Source organism: Streptomyces sp. NPDC017943 (assembly GCF_044328425.1).
Lineage (GTDB): Bacteria > Actinomycetota > Actinomycetes > Streptomycetales > Streptomycetaceae > Streptomyces > Streptomyces djakartensis_A.
Window position 1 is genome coordinate 271,752 of the sequence record NZ_JBIRHH010000006.1, and the last position, 17,343, is coordinate 289,094.

Genomic DNA, 17,343 nt, shown 5'->3' on the forward strand with positions numbered 1-17,343 from the left:
TCCGCTGAAGGAAACTTCCAACCGGTCACCAATATCCGGGAAGTTTCTGCCAGTCAAGGGAGCGCGCAGCGGCCGGAAGGGGCCGCCACCGGCACGGTTGGAGGGGGGACGTGCCGGTGGCGGCGGTGCCGCCGGCCGCGGTACGGCGGAGAGGGTGGTCGGCGATCGCAGCCGGAGCGAGGCCGACACCGCACCGAGGCGACTCCCCGGCGGTCGCGGATCTGACGCCCCGTCCCCGTTCCGGGTTCCCCCCGGGGCCCCCGATCCCGGAAAGTCGGAACGGACGAGGCACGGGCGACAGGGGAGGCGACGGCACCGCACAGATCGGGACGGGCCCGCCTCCCCATGGGGAGACGGGCCCGGTGAGTGTCGAGGTGGCGGTCAGGCGTCCGGAGCCGTCGTGCGGCGGCGCACGGCGAACACCGCGCCGGCGCCGAGCACGAGCGCCGCGCCGGCCCCGAGGGCGACCGTGGGCAGGGCGTCGCTCGAACCGGTCGCGGCGAGCGATCCGGTGGCACTGCCGCCGGTCGTGGTCACCGGGGTGGTGGAGGAGCCACCCTGCTGGGTGGTGCCGGTCCCGCCCTGAGGGGCCTTGTCGCCGTCGCTCTTGCCGGTCCCGCCCCCGGTGCCGCTGGTTCCGGCCTTGGCGACGATGCGGAAGTCGTGCTGGTCGAGGTCCGGGTAACCGCCGCAGGAGCCGTCCTCGTCGGCGTACTGGGCCGACACGTAGACGGCACCCTGCCCGGCCGGGGCGTCCGCGTCGACCTTCAGCCGCAGCCTGACGTCGAGCGAGGCCTTCGGCTCGAGGGAGCCGACGGGCGTCGCGTCCAGCAGGTCCAGGTCGCGCCACCGGGGGTCGGCGGCCGTGGACCACTCCAGTTCGAGGTGACGGTCGAGCTTCTTGAGGCCCTTGGCGTCGAAGGCGTGGACGGCCGCGTACGGGTACACCTCGTCCATCTTCTTGCCCGTGCCGTTGGTGAGGCGCAGGCGGAACGTGTGCGTGGTCCCGCCGACGACCTTCTCCGGCAGCCCGGTGAGGCCGGCGGTGAGCCGGGGCTCGGGGACGCAGCCGGCGTCCGGCTGCTCCTCGTCCTTGGCGTCCGCCAGCGCCTTCTTCGCGTCGGCCAGCTTCTTCTCGGCCTCGTCCCGCGCCTTCTGGAGGAGTCCGATCTTGCGGGCCTGGGCGACGCGGGCGTCGTCGTGGGCGGTGCGGGCCTCGGCGGCCTTGGTGTCGGCGGCCGTCTTGGCCTCCGCGGCCTCCCGGGCGGCCTTCTCGGCCTCGTCCAGCGCCGTCTGCGCCGTGGCCTTCTCCTCGTCGGTGGTGGCGGCGTCCAGCCCGGCCTTGGCGTCCGCGACCGCCTGGTCCGCCTCGGTCTTGGCCTTGGCGGCGGCCTCGGCGGCCTTCTTGGTCTCGATGACCGCGGCCTTCGTCGGGTACGTCTCCTCCTCCAGGCCCTCCTCGAGGAACGTGATGGCCCCGCGCACCGCTATGACAGCGGTGTCGTACTCCTTCTGGGCCAGTTCGACGGCCTGCCTGAGCTCTTCGAGCGTCGGCTTCGACTCCTGCGTCCGCGCGGCCGGCTTCTCGGCGGCGAGGGCGGGCGCGGCCGAGAGCAGGACGACCGGAGCGGTGACGGCAGCGGCGACTGCGGTCGCGAGAACACGGCGAATCATCAAAAGGGGACCCCTGGTCGCAGTGGTGGGAGAAGTGCGCTGGGCGTCGCGCCCGCGGAGTGCTCACGCGGTGCACCGCCCGGGTGATCGTATGACCTGCCCGATCAAGGCCACAGGCGGTTTTCCGCCCCTCTGCGCAAGAAACGCCCCCCACGACCGAACAAAGGCCGCCTACGCGACAGTTGCCCGCGGAATCCCCCCTTTCTCTGTGATCCATGTCATCACCGCGACCCCCCGGGCAGCCGGGAGACGGGGTCAGTGGGTGTGCTCGGTGAACCTCGCCGCCGTCTCCGCCAGGACCTCGAAGCCGTCCCGGGCCCACAACCCGTCGTTGAACAGCTCCACCTCGATCGGCCCCGTGTACCCCGCCGCCTCCACGTGGGCCTGCCACTCGCGCATGTCGATCGCGCCGTCGCCGATCTGCCCGCGTCCGTTGAGGACGCCCTCGGGCAGCGGGGTCGTCCAGTCGGCGAGCTGGAAGGTGTGGATACGGCCGCCCGCCCCGGCCCGGGCGATCTGTCCGGGAGCGGTGTCGTCCCACCAGACGTGGTACGTGTCGACGGTGACGCCGACCTGCCGCGCCGGGAAGCGTTCGGCGAGGTCCAGGGCCTGCGCCAGCGTCGACACCACGCAGCGGTCGGCGGCGAACATGGGGTGCAGCGGCTCGATCGCCAGCCGGACCCCGTGCCGCTCGGCGTACGGGCCCAGCTCCGCCAGGGCCTGCGCGACGCGCTCCCGCGCCCCGCGCAGGTCCTTGGATCCGGCGGGAAGACCGCCCGAGACCAGCACCAGCGTGTCCGTGCCCAGGGCCGCCGCCTCGTCGACCGCCCGGCGGTTGTCGGCCAGCGCCTGGGTCCGCTCCCGCGCGTCGATCGCCGTGAGGAAGCCGCCCCGGCACAGCGTCGTCACCGACAGACCCGCGTCCCGCACCAGTTTCGCTGTGGCCTCCAGCCCGTGGGCGCGGACCGGCTCCCGCCACAGGCCGACGTGCCCGATGCCCAACCGGGCGCACCCGTCGACGAGTTCCGGCAGCGACAGTTGCTTCACCGTCATCTGGTTGACGGAGAAGCGCTCCAGCGACGCGCTCACTGTTCCACCCCGTACACGCCCAGCAATGTCCTCATGCGCTCCTCCGCGAGCTTCGGATCGGGGAACAGGCCCAGTCCGTCGGCGAGTTCGTAGGCCCGCGCCAGGTGCGGCAGCGACCGGGCCGACTGCAGACCGCCGACCATCGTGAAGTGCGCCTGGTGGCCCGCCAGCCACGCCAGGAACACCACGCCCGTCTTGTAGAAGCGCGTGGGGGCCTGGAACAGGTGCCGGGAGAGCACGACCGTGGGGTCGAGGAGGTCCCGGAAGCCCCGGGTGTCCCCGGTGTCCAGGAGCCGGACGGCCTCGGCCGCCAGGGGGCCCAGCGGGTCGAAGACGCCCAGCAGGGCGTGGCTGAAGCCCTGTTCGTCCCCGGCGATCAGCTCCGGGTAGTGGAAGTCGTCGCCCGTGTAGCAGCGCACGCCCCGCGGCAGGCGCCGGCGGATGTCGACCTCGCGTCGCGCGTCCAGCAGGGAGACCTTGACGCCGTCGACCTTGTCGGGGTGGGCGGCGATGACGTCCAGGAAGGTGTGCGTGGCCGCGTCCAGGTCCGTCGCGCCCCAGTAACCCTCCAGCGCGGGGTCGAACATGGGGCCGAGCCAGTGCAGGACGACCGGCTCCGACGCCTGGCGCAGCAGGTGCCCGTAGACCTCCAGGTAGTCCTCCGGGCTCCGGGCGGCCGCGGCCAGGGCCCGGGAGGCCATCAGGACCGCCTGCGCGCCGGACTCCTCCACGAGAGCGAGCTGCTCCTCGTACGCGGCCCGGATCCCGGCGAGGCCGTACGGGTGGCCGGACGCGGTGACCGGCAGCTGGTCGGTGCCCACACCGCAGGCGATCAGGCCGCCGGCCGCCTTCGCCTCGGCCGCCGACCGGCGGATCAGCTCCGCCGCCGCCGGCCAGTCCAGGCCCATCCCGCGCTGCGCGGTGTCCATCGCCTCGGCCACACCCAGCCCGTGCGACCACAGGTGGCGGCGGAAGGCGAGCGTGGCGTCCCAGTCGACGGCGGCGGGCGCGTCCGGCGAGACGTCGGCGTACGGGTCGGCGACGACGTGCGCGGCCGAGAAGACCGTACGGGAGGTGAAGGGCGCGCCGGGAGCCCTGACCGACGGCTCGGAGCGGGGCTCGTAGGCGCGCAACGCCCCGCCGGGGCCCGGGAGTCGGATCGTCACAGCGAGATCTCCGGCACGTCGAGACGGCGGCCCTCGGCCGAGGAGCGCAGGCCCAGCTCGGCGAGCTGGACACCGCGGGCGCCGGCCAGCAGGTCCCAGTGGTAGGGGGCGTCGGCGTACACGTGCTTGAGGAACAGCTCCCACTGGGCCTTGAAGCCGTTGTCGAACTCACCGTTGTCCGGGACCTCCTGCCACTGGTCGCGGAAGACCTCCGTGGCGGGGACGTCCGGGTTCCACACCGGCTTGGGGGTGGCGCTGCGGTGCTGGGCGCGGCAGGTGCGCAGCCCGGCCACCGCCGAGCCCTCGGTGCCGTCGACCTGGAACTCCACCAGCTCGTCGCGGTGGACGCGCACGGCCCAGGAGGAGTTGATCTGCGCGATCGCACCGCCCTCCAGCTCGAAGATGCCGTAGGCGGCGTCGTCGGCGGTGGCGTCGTAGGGCTTGCCGTTCTCGTCCCAGCGCTGCGGGACGTGCGTGGCGGTGAGGGCCTGCACCGACCGCACCCGGCCGAACAACTCGTGCAGCACGTACTCCCAGTGCGGGAACATGTCGACGACGATGCCGCCGCCGTCCTGCGCCCGGTAGTTCCACGACGGCCGCTGCGCCGCCTGCCAGTCGCCCTCGAAGACCCAGTAGCCGAACTCGCCGCGCACGGACAGGATCCGGCCGAAGAAGCCGCCGTCGATCAGGCGCTTCAGCTTCAGCAGGCCCGGCAGGAAGAGCTTGTCCTGCACCACGCCGTGCCTGACGCCGGCTCCGGTGGCGAGCCGGGCGAGGTCCAGGGCGCCGGCGAGCCCCGTCGCGGTCGGCTTCTCCGTGTAGACGTGCTTGCCGGCGGCGATGGCCTTGGTCAGCGCCTCCTCGCGGGCGGAGGTGACCTGGGCGTCAAAGTAGACCTCCACCGAGGGGTCCGCCAGGACCGCCTCCAGGTCCGTCGACCAGTGCTCCAGGCCGTGCCGCTCGGCCAGGGCCCGCAGCGCGTGCTCGCGGCGGCCGACCAGGACCGGTTCGGGCCACAGCACGGTGCCGTCGCCGAGGTCGAGTCCGCCCTGCTCGCGCAGGGCGAGGAGGGAGCGCACCAGGTGCTGGCGGTAGCCCATGCGCCCGGTCACGCCGTTCATGGCGATTCGCACCGTCTTGCGTGTCACGTCGATCCCTTCGTACGCGGACGCCGCGCCGCGTGCGCCCCACCCGTCACCGGCGCCCCCGGGGAGACGTCCGGAACTGGTGAGCGTTGCAGCAAGCGCTTTCTATGCAGACAGAAACTAGCCCCTGGCCGCGGTCCGGACAAGACCGTGACCATCACGAGTTGTTCGAGGGGGCGAACAAGTCGGGGCCGGGGGCTTAAGGTCTGCTCGGAACCACGGCCACGGGTGTGGGCGTGGACGAGGGCGGACACGACACGCGCGACCGGAGGACGACGAGATGACGGTGACCCTGGCGGACGTGGCGGCCCGCGCGCAGGTCTCGCCCGCGACGGTGTCGCGCGTGCTGAACGGGAACTACCCCGTGGCCGCCTCCACCAGGGAGCGGGTGCTCAAGGCCGTCGACGAGCTGGACTACGTGCTCAACGGACCCGCCAGCGCCCTGGCCGCCGCCACCTCCGACCTGGTCGGCATCCTGGTCAACGACATCGCCGACCCCTTCTTCGGCATCATGGCGAGCGCCATCCAGGCCGAGATCGGCGGGCCGGGCGGCCGCGCGGGCGGGGAGCGGCTCGCGGTGGTCTGCAACACCGGCGGCTCCCCGGAGCGCGAGCTGACCTACCTGACGCTGCTCCAGCGGCAGCGGGCGGCGGCCGTGGTGCTCACCGGGGGCGCCATCGAGGACCCGGTCCACCAGGCGGCCATGGACGCGAAGGTGCGCAAGCTGGTCGACGCCGGGACCCGGGTGGTGCTGTGCGGGCGCCCGCCGGCCCCGGACACCGGGGCGATCGCGCTGACCTTCGACAACCGCGGGGGCGGGCAGGAGCTCACCGAGCACCTGATCGGGCTCGGCCACCGGCGGCTGGGGTACATCGCGGGACCGCAGGAACGGACGACGACCCGCCACCGGCTGGAGGGCCACCGGGCCGCGCTCGCGGCACACGGCATCGAGGAGGACCCCCGCCGTACCGTGCACGGGCGCTACGACCGGCGCTCCGGGTACGAGGCGACCCTGGAGCTGCTGCGGCGCGACCCGTCGCTGACGGCGGTCGTCGCGGCGAACGACTCCGTCGCACTGGGGGCGTGCGCCGCGCTGCGCGACTCGGGGCTGCGCATCCCCGAGGACGTGTCGGTGGCCGGCTTCGACGACCTGCCCTTCAGTATCGACGCGGTGCCCTCGCTGACGACGGTGCGGCTGCCGCTGGCCGAGGCGGGCGCCCGGGCCGGACGCGTCGCGATGGGCCGGGAGGAGGCGCCGCCCGGGGGGATCGCCTCGGTGCGCGGCGAGTTGATGGTCCGGGGTTCCTCCGGAGTGCCGCGGACGTCGTGAGGGCGGCCGCTCCTTGTGGCCGCCCCCGTGCCGCAGTACCCGTGCCGCAGTACCCGGGCCGCCGCACCGGCCCCCTGGGGCCCGCGTCCCCGGCGGGCCCGGGCGCCGGACGGTCCGCCGTGTGACGCACACCTCAGACGCTTGTCCGCCCGGGGGATCGCCCTTCTTCCCGGCCGCGGGTGATCGTGAGGGCATGGCGGAAGAGCGAGCCGGGAGCGCCGGCCCGGAAGAGGCCCGGGAGGTGCGGGCGTTCTGGGAGCGGCTCGGCCTGCCCGGGCTCGTCGACGTGCACACCCACTTCATGCCCGAGCGCGTCCTGCGCAAGGTCTGGGACTACTTCGCCGCCAACGGCCCCCTGGTCGGCGGCCTGGAGTGGTCGATCACCTACCGGCACGAGGAGGCCGAACGGACCGCGCTGCTGCGGGAGTTCGGCGTCCGGGCGTTCACCGCGATGCTCTACCCGCACAAACCCGGCATGGCCCGGTGGCTGAACGGCTGGGCCGCGGAGTTCGCCCGCCGCACGCCCGACTGCCTGCACACCGCCACCCTCTACCCCGACCCGGACGTCGAGAGCTACGTCCGCGAGGCCGTCGAGGCGGGCGCGCGGGTGTTCAAGGCGCATGTGCAGGTCGGTGCCTACGACCCGGCCGACGAGCGGCTGGAGCGGGCGTGGGGACTGCTCGCCGAGGCCCGGATCCCCGTGGTGATGCACTGCGGCTCCGGCCCCGCACCCGGCAGGCACACCGGCCCCGGGCCCGTCGCCCGGGTGCTCGCCCGGCACCCGCGGCTGCGGCTCGTCGTCGCGCACATGGGCATGCCCGAGTACGAGGACTTCCTCGGGCTGGCCGAGCGCCACGAGGAGGTCCGGCTGGACACGACCATGTCGTTCACCGACTTCGGCGAGCGGCTCGCGCCGTTCCCGCGCCGCGCCCTGCCCCGGCTCGCCGCCCTCGGCGACCGCGTCCTGCTCGGCTCCGACTTCCCCAACATCCCCTACCCCTACCTGCACCAACTGCACGCCCTGGAACGGCTCGGGCTCGGCGCGCCGTGGCTGCGCGCGGTGTGCCACGACAACGCGGCGGAACTCTTCGGGCTGGACGGCGGGCGCGCGGCGAGGTGACGGCGTCGGCGTCCCGCGCCGGCGAGGAGGTGCGCGCGGCACCGGGTCGTCCCGGCGCGCCGCGGGGCCCGGCACGCCCGTCCGCGGCGCACGCCCGTCCCCTGCGTCGACCGGCCGGGACCGGCGGCCGGACCCGTCCGCAACACCCGGGGTGTGAGGGGGAATCGCGTGCGGGGTTCGCGGGTAGTGTCCGTCCACATGAAGCTCGCGTTCTCCACCCTCGGTGTCCCCGGCCTGCCGCTGCCCGACGTCCTGCGGCTCGCGACCACTCACGGCTACCACGGAGTGGAGCTGCGCACCCACCCCGAGGAGCCGGTGCACATCGGCCTCGACCCGGACCGGCGGGCCGAGGTGGCGGCCGAGTTCAAGGGTGCGGGTGTGGAGCTCCTGGGACTGGCCGGCTACGTGGGCGTCGCCGCGCCCGGCGACGACGGCCTCGTCCTGGCCGAGCTCCGGGCCCTGCTCGACCTGGCCCGCGACCTGGGCGCCCCGTACGTGCGGGTCTTCCCCGGGGGCGAGGCCCGGACGCCCGAGGAGGCCGACGCGACGGCCGCCCGCCGCCTGGGCACCGCCGCCGAGTACGCCACCGACCTCGGCGTGCGCATCCTGCTGGAGACCCACGACTCCCACCGCACCGCCGCCGACGCCATGCGCGTCCTCGGCCTGGTCGGCCACCGGCAGGTCGGCGCCCTGTGGGACGTCATGCAGACCTGGCTCGGCGGCGAGCAGCCCTCCGAGTCCTACATGGCCCTCGCCCCGCACCTCGGCTACGTCCAGGTCAAGGACATCGCCTCCGCCGAGGACACCACCCCCCTGCCCCTGGGCCGGGGCGTCCTCCCGCTCGCCGACTGCGTGGAGGTCCTCTCCCGCCACGGCTGGGACGGCTGGCTGTGCTGGGAGTACGAGAAGCGCTGGCACGAGGACGCGGCACCGCTCCCCGACCTCCTGGAAGAGGGCCGCGACCACCTGAACCGCCTGCTGAACGACTCGGCCTGACGCATCCGGCGGCGCCCTGCGGGGGTGCCGCCGCACGGGCGCGGGGAAAATTCTCGTTCCGGCGTGCAACCCTCCGCCGCCTCCGCGGGTCGTACCCGGTGTCAGGACCTCCGGGGGGATTCCGGGGGGGATCGAGGGAGTTCCTGACGGGAGGGGAAACGCCGAGGGGACCCGGTCGACGGACCGGGTCCCCTCGAAACGTCTCCGGGGTCCGGGACGGCGCCGGGCCTCAGAAGAAGACGCCGCAGCGCAGCAGCACGTTCGCGTACGGCCGTGCCTCGCCCGTGCGGACGATCAGCCGGGCCCGGGACGATAGTTCCTTGAGACGCTCGTGCGGGACGAGCTCCAGCGCGGGGAAGTGCCCCTCCAGCAGCGCCGCCGCCCGCGGGTTCGCCGCCCGGACCTCCTCCGCGGCCGTCGCCCCCTCGACCACCAGTTCCGCGAGCAGTCCGTCCAGCACCTCCGCGAACGCCGGCACCCCGGCCCGGAACGCCAGGTCCACCACACGCGGGCCGTCGGGCACAGGCATGCCCGCGTCGCACACCAGCACCCCGTCGCCGTGGCCGAGGGCGGCCAGCGCGCCCGCCAGGTGGCGGTTGAGTATCCCGCTCCTCTTCACGCGGACCCGCCCCGCGACGCGACCTCCGCCGCCGTCGGGAAGGAGGCCTGCGCGCCCTCCTTCAGCACCGTCGCCGCCCCGACCCGCGCCGCGTAGGCCGCGGCGTCCGCGAGGGACTCGCCCGCCCCCAGCCGCCAGGCCAGGGCGGCCGTGAAGGCGTCCCCGGCGCCGGTCGTGTCCACGGCCTCCACCCGCACGGACGGCACCCGCGCGACCCCCTGCGCCGACGCCACCAGCGCACCCTCGGCGCCGAGCGTCACCACCACCGACCTCGGGCCCTTCGCCAGCAGGATCCGCGCCCAGTCCTTGGGGGCGTCCCCGACGGCCGCCCCACCGAGGATCACCTTCGCCTCGTGCTCGTTCACGATCAGCGGGTCACAGGCCGCGAGCACCTCCTGGGGCAGGGGCCGCGGCGGCGAGGGGTTGAGGACGAAACGGCTCCCCGGAGCCAGGTTCCGCACCACCTCCACCACCGACTCCAGCGGGATCTCCAACTGCGCCGAGACCACCCGGGACCCCTGGAACAGACACCCGGCGGCCCGCACGTCCTCGGGCGTGAGGCGGCCGTTCGCGCCCGGGGAGACGACGATGCTGTTGTCCCCGGACGGGTCGACCGTGATCAGCGCGACGCCCGTCGGCGCGCCGCCCACCAGGACCCCCACCGTGTCGACCCCGGCCCGGCGCTGCGAGTCCAGCAGCAGCCGGCCGTGCGCGTCGTCGCCGACCCGGGCCAGCAGGGCCGTGCGGGCCCCGAGCCGGGCGGCGGCGACCGCCTGGTTGGCGCCCTTGCCGCCCGGGTGGACGGCCAGGTCGGAGCCGAGCACGGTCTCGCCCGCGCCGGGCCGGCGCTCCACTGAGATCACCAGGTCGGCGTTGGCCGACCCCACGACCAGCAGGTCGTAGTCGTACATGTGTCGTCTCCCCTTGTGAGTGGCACGGGCGGGCGGTCGCGCACGCCGTGTGCGACCGCCCGCCGTTCCCTGCCGTCAGCCGCTGAAGCCGGCCACGTTCTCCTTCGTGACCACCTTCACCGGCACCTTCACCGTCTGCTCGACCTTCTTGTCCCGGAGCGCCTTCAGGGCGTTGTCGACGGCGATCCTGCCGAGCTGGGACGGCTGCTGCGCGACCGACGCGTACAGCGTGCCGCCCTCGACCGCCTTCAGCCCGTCAGGCGTGCCGTCGAAGCCGACCACCGGGACCGACTTGCCGGCCTTGGACCCCAGCGCCTTGATCGCGCCCAGGGCCATCTCGTCGTTCGCGGCGATGACGCCCCGCACGTCCGGGTGGGCCTGCAGCAGGTTCGACATCACGTCGAGTCCCTTGGTGCGGTCGAAGTCGGCGGGCTGCTGCGCGACGACCTGGATGCCCGGGAAGGACTCCAGCCCCTTCGCGAAGCCCTGGGCGCGCTCGCGGGCGGCGGAGGTGCCCGCCTGGCCCTGGAGGATCACGATCTTGCCCTTGCCGCCGAGCCTGTCCGCGATGGTCTTCGCGGCGAGTTCGCCACCGGCGACGTTGTCGGAGGCGACCAGGGTGTCCACCGCCGCGTCGTTGACGGTGCGGTCCACGGCGACGACCGGGATGTCCGCCTTGCCGGCGGCCTTCACGGAGTTGCTCGCCGCGTCGGAGTCCACCGGGTTGACGATGATCGCGTCCAGCTCGGAGCTGGTGAAGTTCTGCAGCTGGTTGGCCTGCTGGGAGGCGTCGTTCTGGGCGTCCGTGACGGTCAGGTCGATGCCGCGCTTCTCCGCCTCGGCCTGGGCGCCCGCCCGGATCTGCACGAAGAACGGGTTGTTGAGCGTGGACAGCGACAGGCCCAGCTTCGGCTTGTCCGAGGAGGAGCCGTGGTGCAGGAACGAGGTGGCGCCGACGATCGCGACCGTGACGACGGCCGCCAGCGCGTACGTCGCCGCCTGCCTGCCCTTGGGGCCGCCGGCCCCGGCCGCCACCGGGGTCGCCCCCGCCTTGCGTCGCAGCGTGTCGAACAGCACCGCCAGCGCGATGACGACGCCGATGACGACCTGCTGCCAGAAAGCCGACACGTTCAGCAGGTTCAGCCCGTTGCGCAGCACGGCCAGGATCAGCGCGCCGACGAGCGTCCCGGACGCCTTGCCCGTACCGCCCGCCAGCGAGGCGCCGCCGATGACGACCGCGGCGATGGCGTCCAGCTCGTAGCCGTCGGCGGCCTGGGGCTGGGCGGAGGAGAGCCGGGCGGCCAGGACGACACCGGCGACGGCGGCGAAGACACCCGAGAAGGCGTAGATGGCGAGCTTCTGCCGCTTCACGCGCAGCCCGGACAGCCGCGCGGCCTCCTCGTTGCCGCCGATGGCGTACATGGAGCGGCCGATGTAGGTCCGGCCGAGCACGAAGGCGGCGATCAGGCCCATCACGATCATCACCAGGACCGGCACCGGCAGCCAGCCGCCGAGCGTGTCGCCGAGGTGGGAGACCGAGTCGGGGAAGGCGATGGGGGAGCCCTCGGAGATGACCAGGGACAGACCGCGCGCCACGGACAGCATGGCGAGGGTGGCGATGAACGGCGGCAGCTTGCCGTAGGAGATCAGGACGCCGTTGACCAGGCCGCAGACGATGCCCGTCGCTATCGCGAGCAGCACGGCGAGGAACACCGGGACCCCCGCCGAGGTGGCGCTCCAGGCGAGGACCGTGGCGGACAGCGCGGCGACCGAGCCGACCGACAGGTCGATGCCCGCCGAGACGATCACGAACGTCACACCGAAGGCGAGGACGGCGGTCACGGCCGCCTGGACGCCGACGTTGAGCAGGTTGTCCGCCGTCAGGAAGTCGCCGGACAGCGCCGACATCGCGACGACGAGGACGATGAGCGCGGTGAGCGCGCCGTTGTCGAGCAGGAGGCGGCGCAGCCCTCCTGGGGCGCCACCCGCGCCCGTCGTGCTCTTGAGCGTGTCAGTGGCCACCGGAGGCCTCCGTTCCGGTCGTGGTCGTGGTCGTCGTGGGGGTGCTGACGGCGAGGGCCATCACGGCGTCCTGGGTCGCCTCGCCGGCGGTGAGTTCACCGGCGATCCGGCCCTGGGCCATCACCAGCACCCGGTCGCTCATGCCGAGCACCTCGGGCAGGTCGCTGGAGATCATCAGGACGGCCGCGCCGGCGGCGGTGAGTTCGTTGACGAGCTGGTAGATCTCGACCTTGGCGCCGACGTCGATGCCGCGCGTCGGCTCGTCGAGGATGAGCACCTTGGTGTCGGCGAGCAGCCACTTGCCGATGACGACCTTCTGCTGGTTGCCGCCGGACAGCGTGCGCACGTGCTGGCCGAGGCCCGCCATCCGCACGCCCAGCTGCCCGGCGATCCGCTCGGCGGCCGCGCGCTGCCCCTTGAGGTCGACGAGCCCGGCGCGCGTGGCCGACCGCAGGGTCACCAGCCCGAGGTTCTCCTCCACGGACGCGTCCAGCACCAGGCCCTGGCCCTTGCGGTCCTCGGGGACCAGGCCGATGCCGGCGGTCATCGCCGCGTTCACGTCGTGCTTGGCCACCGGCGCGCCGGACACCTTCACGCTGCCCTCGTCGTACGAGTCGGCCCCGAAGACCGCCCGGACGACCTCGGTGCGTCCGGCACCGACCAGACCGGCGATGCCGACGACCTCACCGGCGTGCACCTCGAAGCCCACGTCGTGGAAGACGCCGTCGCGGGTGAGCCCCTCGACGGTCAGCAGCGCGGGGCCGCGACCGGCCCGCTCGCGCGGGTACTGCTGCTCGATGGAACGCCCCACCATCAGCCGGACGAGTTCGTCCTCGGGCGTGGTGGCGGGCACCTGGCCCACGCTCCTGCCGTCCCGGATCACGCTGACCCGGTCGCCGAGCGCGGCGATCTCCTCCAGGTGGTGCGTGATGAACACGATCCCGACGCCGTCCTCGCGCAGCGAGCGCACGATCGCGAAGAGCGTGTCGACCTCCTCGGAGGTGAGCACCGCCGTCGGCTCGTCCATGATGAGCACGCGCGCGTCCAGGCTGAGCGCCTTGGCGATCTCGACCATCTGCAGGCGGGCGATGCCCAGTTCGCGGACCCGGGCGCGCGGGGGGACGTCCAGGCCGACCCGCTTCAGCAGGACCGCGGCGTCGGCCTCCATCCGCTTGCGGTCGATCATGCCGAGGCGGCGCGGCTGGCGGCCCAGGAAGATGTTCTCGGCGACGGTCAGGTCCGGGACCAGGTTGAACTCCTGGTAGATGGTGGCGATCCCGAGCCGCTCGGAGTCCTGCGCACCCTGGATGCGCGTCTCCTCGCCGCCCACCAGGATCCGCCCGGCGTCGGGCGTGTAGGCGCCGGAGAGCATCTTGATCAGGGTGCTCTTGCCGGCGCCGTTCTCACCGAGCAGCACGTGCACCTCGCCCCGGCGCAGGTCGAAGTCGACGCCGTCCAGCGCCACCACGCCCGGGAAGGTCTTGCGTATGCCCTCGATGCGCAGCAACTCGTCCGCGTTGCTCACGACGTGCTCCTTTGCACTGGGGTGGGGTTCTCGCCGCACGAGCGGCGCACGACGAGACGGGCGGGAAGGGTGACGGACTCCCCGGCCCGCCCCTCGATGCGGTCGACCAGGGCCCGTACGGCGGCCCGGCCCAGCTCGCCCGTCGGCTGGGCGATCGCCGTGATGGGCGGATCGGTGTGCACGAACCACGGGATGTCGTCGAAGGCGGCCAGCGCGAGGTCGTCCGGCACGCGCAGTCCCCGCGCGCGTACGGCGTCCAGCGCGCCCAGCGCCATCAGGTTGTCGGCCGCGAACACGACCTCCGGCGGCTCGGCCAGGTCGAGGAAGCCCTCGGTGACCCGCCGTCCGCTCTCGGCCTGGAAGTCGCCCTGCCCTATGTAGGTGCCGGGCAGGTCCAGCCCGAAGGCGGCGAGCGCCTCCCGGAAGGCCTCCACGCGCTCGCGGCCGGTCGTGGTCGCCGCCGGGCCCGCGATGATGGCGAGCCTGCGGTGTCCCAGCCGGTGCAGATGCGCCACGAGGTCCCGTACGGCGCTCCGCCCGTCCGACCGCACCACCGGCACGTCCACGCCCGGGATCCACCGGTCGACGAAGACCATGGGTGTCCCGGCCCGCGCGGCGTCCAGCATCAGCGGGGAGCCGCCGTCCGTCGGGGAGACGAGCAGGCCGTCGATCCGGCGGTCGAGCAGGGTGCGTACGTGGTGGTCCTGGAGGTCCGGCCGCTCGTCGGCGTTGCCGATGATCACGCTGTAGCCGAGCGCGCGGGCCTCCTCCTCGACGGAGCGGGCCAGTTCGGTGAAGTACGGGTTCAGCACGTCGCTGATGACCAGGCCGAGGGTGCGGGTCTGGTCGGTGCGCAGCGAGCGGGCGACGGCGTTCGGGCGGTAGCCCAGGGCCTCGACGGCCGCCAGCACGCGGGCGCGTGCCGCGGCGCTGACCGACGGGTGCTCGTTCAGGACGCGCGAGACCGTGGCGACGGAGACGCCCGCCTCGGCAGCGACGTCCTTGATGCTGGCCACCGCCGCTCCACCTCCTTGTGGATCAGTCGGGTGAGCACCTCGCGGTGCTCGTGGAATCGATTACATCCACGGGTGCATGGAATCGATTACACGGCGGGGAGGCAAGACCTCCCGAGCCCTCTTGACCGGATCGTGATGTCGCGGAGCGGGCCGGGGCGGGTGGGGGTGGAGGTGCGTGGGGGCCCCGCGGAGGGCTTGTGGAGCAGCGGTGGGCCGGGATCGCGGCGGCGCCGGGAACCGGGGTCCGGGCCACCGATGAGTTCCGGCGGCCCGGGCGGTCCACATCGCGTCGACCACAGGAGGAACGCTGTGCCCCAGTTGCTGCGCGTGCAGAATTTCAACGTCTCGAGCGACGGCTTCGGCGCCGGGGAGAACCAGAGCCTGGAGAGGCCCTTCGGCCACGCCGACCCGGGCGAGATGTTCGCCTGGGCCGGTGCCACGGCGAGCTGGCCCAACCGCACCGCCCCGGGCGGCAGTCGCGGTCTCGACGACTACCTCACCCGCGATTTCAAGAACAACATCGGCGCGGAGATCATGGGCCGCAACAAGTTCAGCCCGCACCGCGGCCCGTGGCAGGACCACGAGTGGCAGGGCTGGTGGGGCGACGAACCCCCCTTCCACACCCCGGTGTTCGTCATGACCCACCACGAACGCCCGTCGTTCACGCTCTCCGACACGACGTTCCACTTCGTCGGCGGGGATCCGGCCGAGGTCCTCGCCCTGGCGCGCAAGGCGGCCGGGGGCAAGGACGTCCGGCTCGGCGGCGGGGCGGCGACCATCCGGCAGTTCCTGGACGCCGACCTGGTCGACACGCTGCACGTGGCGGTCTCGCCCGACGTGGTGCTCGGGTCCGGCTCACGGCTGTGGGAGTCCCCCGAGGAACTGCTCGACCGCTTCCACCGCGATGTCGTGCCGAGCCCGAGCGGAAAGGTCACGCATCACCTGTTCTGGCGGAGGTGACGTCAGGTCGGACGGCCGTGCCCCAGTCCAGGCGGTCGGCGAGCCCGGCGGCGGCGAAGGCGGCCTCCAGGTCGTCGCGGCCCTCGGTGAAGTGGGCCCAGCTGTCGTAGTGGACGGGCACGACGCGGCGGGCGCCCAGGACGCGCGCGGCCTCCGCGGCCATGGCGCTGTCCAGCACGATGACCCGGTTGTCGAAGAGGACGGGGAAGCGGGGCGCCCCGGCGAAGAGGACGGCGGTGTCGACGGGGCCGAAGCGCTCGGCGATCTCCCGGACGGCGTCGAGGGAGGCGTTGTCGCCGCTGACGTAGACGGTGGGCAGGCCCTCGCCGGTCAGGACGAAGCCGACGACCTGCCCGGTGACCGCCTCGACCTCCTCGCGGGTGCCGGGCCCGTGCAGCGCCGGGACGCCGGTGACGGTCACGGCGCCGCCCCCGGGCCGGTCCAGCTCGACGGACTCCCAGTCGGCCAGCCCCCGGACCCGCTCGCCCAGGGTCTCGCCCAGGCGCTTGCCGCCGCCGGGGGTGGTCAGGGTCAGCGGGACGCCGGCGAGCAGGGCGCGGCCGGAGTCGTCGAGGTTGTCGGGGTGCTCGTCGTGGGAGAGGAGCACCACGTCGACGCGCCCGAGGTCGTCGGGGGAGGCGGCGGAGGGTGCCGTCTTGGTCAGGAACCTGGCCTCGCCCCGGGGGTAGTCGCCGGGGGCGTCGAAGGTCGGGTCGGTCAGGAAGCGCAGCCCGCCGTACTCGAAGAGGGCGGTGGGGCCGCCGAAGACGCGCACGATGAGGTCGCCGGTGGGCACGGACGTGGAGGACATGCAGCACCTCACGGATAGACGTGGTGGAACCGTGAGAAGACCGTAGCCCTTTCTCACGGATGGCGGCAAGCCGTACCATGAGAACCATGGAGGAGTCCGTGACCGAGCAGCCCGTCCCGCCGCCCGCCCAGGGTGAGGAGGAGCACCCGTCCCTCGCCCTCGCCAACAGCGCGATGGCCCTGCCCGGCGGGCACACGATCGATCTCCTGGGCTCGCCCGCGCAGGCCAACCACTGGCTCACCGAGCGCGGACTCGCGCCGGCCGACGCCGGGATGCGGGAGATGTGCGCGGCGCAACTGCGCTCGCTGCGCGAGCAGATCAGATCGCTGTTCGCCGCCCGGGCGGAGGGCCTGCCCGCCCTGCCGGCGGCCGTCGACGCGGTCAACGACGCGATGACCCGCGTGCCCACGGCCCCGCTGCTGCGGTGGGACGACAGGACCGGGCCGTACCGCACCGCCCCGCACCCCACGACCGCGATCGTCGACCTCGCCGTCGCGACGCTCGCCGCCGACGCGGCCGACCTGCTCACGTCCCCGGCGGCGGAACGCCTCACCGCCTGCGGCTCCCCGCCCTGCAACCGTTTCCTGCTCCGTCACGGCCGCCGCCAGTGGTGCTCCACCCGCTGCGGCGACCGCGCCCGCGCGGCCCGGGCCTACGCCCGCAGAACGGCCGAGGCCTGAGCCGGACGCCGGCCCCGGACCCCGCGACCCACCGGATCCGGCCCTGCTCGCACCTCGCAACTGCCCGCTCCGAAGCGCCCGCTGCCTCCTGCCCTGCCGGGCAGGCCGCACCCCTGTCCGTACGGCCGTGGAGGCGTGACGCTGTCCGGCTTCCCGAGTGTGTGGGCTACCGCCGCCCGCCCTTCCGGGTGGGTCACGCTGCGGTCGACCCTCACGTGCGGGCTGGGGCCGGCCATTGCCGCCCCTCGCCGCGAGCCGCTGTCCGAGCCGCCGTGCGAG

The 17,343-nt window shown here is 73.7% G+C and carries 15 protein-coding genes; 5 read left to right on the forward strand and 10 right to left on the reverse strand.

Going from position 1 to position 17,343, the window contains the following annotated elements:
- Positions 1-381 precede the first annotated feature (381 nt).
- The 4 genes from ACH4C6_RS21270 to ACH4C6_RS21285 form a co-directional block, all read right to left on the reverse strand.
- Positions 382-1,674, reverse strand: a complete 1,293-nt coding sequence (locus tag ACH4C6_RS21270) for an LPXTG cell wall anchor domain-containing protein (RefSeq protein ID WP_398110151.1) — start codon at positions 1,672-1,674, stop codon at positions 382-384.
- A 255-nt stretch (positions 1,675-1,929) separates the two neighbouring features.
- The gene (locus tag ACH4C6_RS21275; protein ID WP_398110432.1) at positions 1,930-2,727 is read right to left on the reverse strand and encodes a sugar phosphate isomerase/epimerase family protein; all 798 of its coding nucleotides are present in this window, start codon (positions 2,725-2,727) and stop codon (positions 1,930-1,932) included.
- A 32-nt stretch (positions 2,728-2,759) separates the two neighbouring features.
- Positions 2,760-3,929 carry a dihydrodipicolinate synthase family protein gene (locus ACH4C6_RS21280; protein ID WP_398110152.1) on the reverse strand — a complete coding sequence of 390 codons (1,170 nt, stop codon included), beginning with the start codon at positions 3,927-3,929 and terminating at the stop codon, positions 2,760-2,762.
- Positions 3,926-5,077, reverse strand: coding sequence for a Gfo/Idh/MocA family protein (locus ACH4C6_RS21285; protein WP_398110153.1), 1,152 nt, complete (start codon positions 5,075-5,077; stop codon positions 3,926-3,928). Before ACH4C6_RS21285 ends, ACH4C6_RS21280 begins: the two co-directional genes overlap by 4 nt.
- A gap of 277 nt (positions 5,078-5,354) precedes the next feature.
- Between ACH4C6_RS21285 and ACH4C6_RS21290 the strand changes: the two genes are divergently transcribed.
- The 3 genes from ACH4C6_RS21290 (at position 5,355) to ACH4C6_RS21300 (ending at position 8,520) form a co-directional block, all read left to right on the forward strand.
- Positions 5,355-6,404 carry a LacI family DNA-binding transcriptional regulator gene (locus ACH4C6_RS21290; RefSeq protein ID WP_398110154.1) on the forward strand — a complete coding sequence of 350 codons (1,050 nt, stop codon included), beginning with the start codon at positions 5,355-5,357 and terminating at the stop codon, positions 6,402-6,404.
- A 193-nt stretch (positions 6,405-6,597) separates the two neighbouring features.
- Positions 6,598-7,524, forward strand: a complete 927-nt coding sequence (locus tag ACH4C6_RS21295) for an amidohydrolase family protein (protein WP_398110155.1) — start codon at positions 6,598-6,600, stop codon at positions 7,522-7,524.
- Positions 7,525-7,722: 198 nt separating this feature from the next.
- Positions 7,723-8,520 carry a sugar phosphate isomerase/epimerase family protein gene (locus ACH4C6_RS21300; RefSeq protein ID WP_398110156.1) on the forward strand — a complete coding sequence of 266 codons (798 nt, stop codon included), beginning with the start codon at positions 7,723-7,725 and terminating at the stop codon, positions 8,518-8,520.
- Between the two features lie 229 nt (positions 8,521-8,749).
- Here the strand turns inward: ACH4C6_RS21300 and rbsD are convergent, their stop codons facing one another.
- The 5 genes from rbsD to ACH4C6_RS21325 form a co-directional block, all read right to left on the reverse strand.
- Positions 8,750-9,139: a D-ribose pyranase gene (rbsD, locus tag ACH4C6_RS21305; RefSeq protein ID WP_398110157.1), complete on the reverse strand. Its 390-nt coding sequence runs from the start codon at positions 9,137-9,139 to the stop codon at positions 8,750-8,752.
- Positions 9,136-10,050 carry a ribokinase gene (locus ACH4C6_RS21310; protein WP_398110158.1) on the reverse strand — a complete coding sequence of 305 codons (915 nt, stop codon included), beginning with the start codon at positions 10,048-10,050 and terminating at the stop codon, positions 9,136-9,138. The genes rbsD and ACH4C6_RS21310 overlap by 4 nt, the downstream gene beginning before the upstream one ends.
- Before the next feature lie 75 nt (positions 10,051-10,125).
- Complete coding sequence (locus tag ACH4C6_RS21315) at positions 10,126-12,072, reverse strand: substrate-binding domain-containing protein (protein ID WP_398110159.1); 1,947 nt, start codon at positions 12,070-12,072, stop codon at positions 10,126-10,128.
- Entirely contained in the window at positions 12,062-13,597 is a 1,536-nt protein-coding gene (locus ACH4C6_RS21320; RefSeq protein ID WP_398110160.1) for a sugar ABC transporter ATP-binding protein, read from the reverse strand. Before ACH4C6_RS21320 ends, ACH4C6_RS21315 begins: the two co-directional genes overlap by 11 nt.
- The gene (locus ACH4C6_RS21325; RefSeq protein WP_398110161.1) at positions 13,594-14,613 is read right to left on the reverse strand and encodes a LacI family DNA-binding transcriptional regulator; all 1,020 of its coding nucleotides are present in this window, start codon (positions 14,611-14,613) and stop codon (positions 13,594-13,596) included. The genes ACH4C6_RS21320 and ACH4C6_RS21325 overlap by 4 nt, the downstream gene beginning before the upstream one ends.
- Before the next feature lie 309 nt (positions 14,614-14,922).
- On the opposite strand from ACH4C6_RS21325, the gene ACH4C6_RS21330 reads away from it, so the two are divergent.
- Positions 14,923-15,573 (forward strand): dihydrofolate reductase family protein, encoded by a 651-nt coding sequence (locus tag ACH4C6_RS21330; RefSeq protein ID WP_398110162.1) that lies wholly within the window; start codon positions 14,923-14,925, stop codon positions 15,571-15,573.
- Here the strand turns inward: ACH4C6_RS21330 and ACH4C6_RS21335 are convergent.
- Positions 15,545-16,384: an MBL fold metallo-hydrolase gene (locus ACH4C6_RS21335; RefSeq protein WP_398110163.1), complete on the reverse strand. Its 840-nt coding sequence runs from the start codon at positions 16,382-16,384 to the stop codon at positions 15,545-15,547. The two genes, ACH4C6_RS21330 and ACH4C6_RS21335, sit on opposite strands and share 29 nt — an antisense overlap.
- 86 nt (positions 16,385-16,470) lie before the next feature.
- Between ACH4C6_RS21335 and ACH4C6_RS21340 the strand changes: the two genes are divergently transcribed.
- Positions 16,471-17,064: a CGNR zinc finger domain-containing protein gene (locus ACH4C6_RS21340; RefSeq protein WP_398110164.1), complete on the forward strand. Its 594-nt coding sequence runs from the start codon at positions 16,471-16,473 to the stop codon at positions 17,062-17,064.
- Positions 17,065-17,343 lie beyond the last annotated feature (279 nt).

What these genes read in the sequence shown, in the direction of transcription:
- ACH4C6_RS21270 (WP_398110151.1), bottom strand. Translation starts at nt 1,674, where the DNA reads ATGATTCGCCGTGTTCTCGCGACCGCAGTCGCCGCTGCCGTCACCGCT.
- ACH4C6_RS21275 (WP_398110432.1), bottom strand. Translation starts at nt 2,727, where the DNA reads ATGACGGTGAAGCAACTGTCGCTGCCGGAACTCGTCGACGGGTGCGCC.
- ACH4C6_RS21290 (WP_398110154.1), top strand. Translation starts at nt 5,355, where the DNA reads ATGACGGTGACCCTGGCGGACGTGGCGGCCCGCGCGCAGGTCTCGCCC.
- ACH4C6_RS21295 (WP_398110155.1), top strand. Translation starts at nt 6,598, where the DNA reads ATGGCGGAAGAGCGAGCCGGGAGCGCCGGCCCGGAAGAGGCCCGGGAG.
- ACH4C6_RS21300 (WP_398110156.1), top strand. Translation starts at nt 7,723, where the DNA reads ATGAAGCTCGCGTTCTCCACCCTCGGTGTCCCCGGCCTGCCGCTGCCC.
- ACH4C6_RS21310 (WP_398110158.1), bottom strand. Translation starts at nt 10,050, where the DNA reads ATGTACGACTACGACCTGCTGGTCGTGGGGTCGGCCAACGCCGACCTG.
- ACH4C6_RS21335 (WP_398110163.1), bottom strand. Translation starts at nt 16,384, where the DNA reads ATGTCCTCCACGTCCGTGCCCACCGGCGACCTCATCGTGCGCGTCTTC.
- ACH4C6_RS21340 (WP_398110164.1), top strand. Translation starts at nt 16,471, where the DNA reads ATGGAGGAGTCCGTGACCGAGCAGCCCGTCCCGCCGCCCGCCCAGGGT.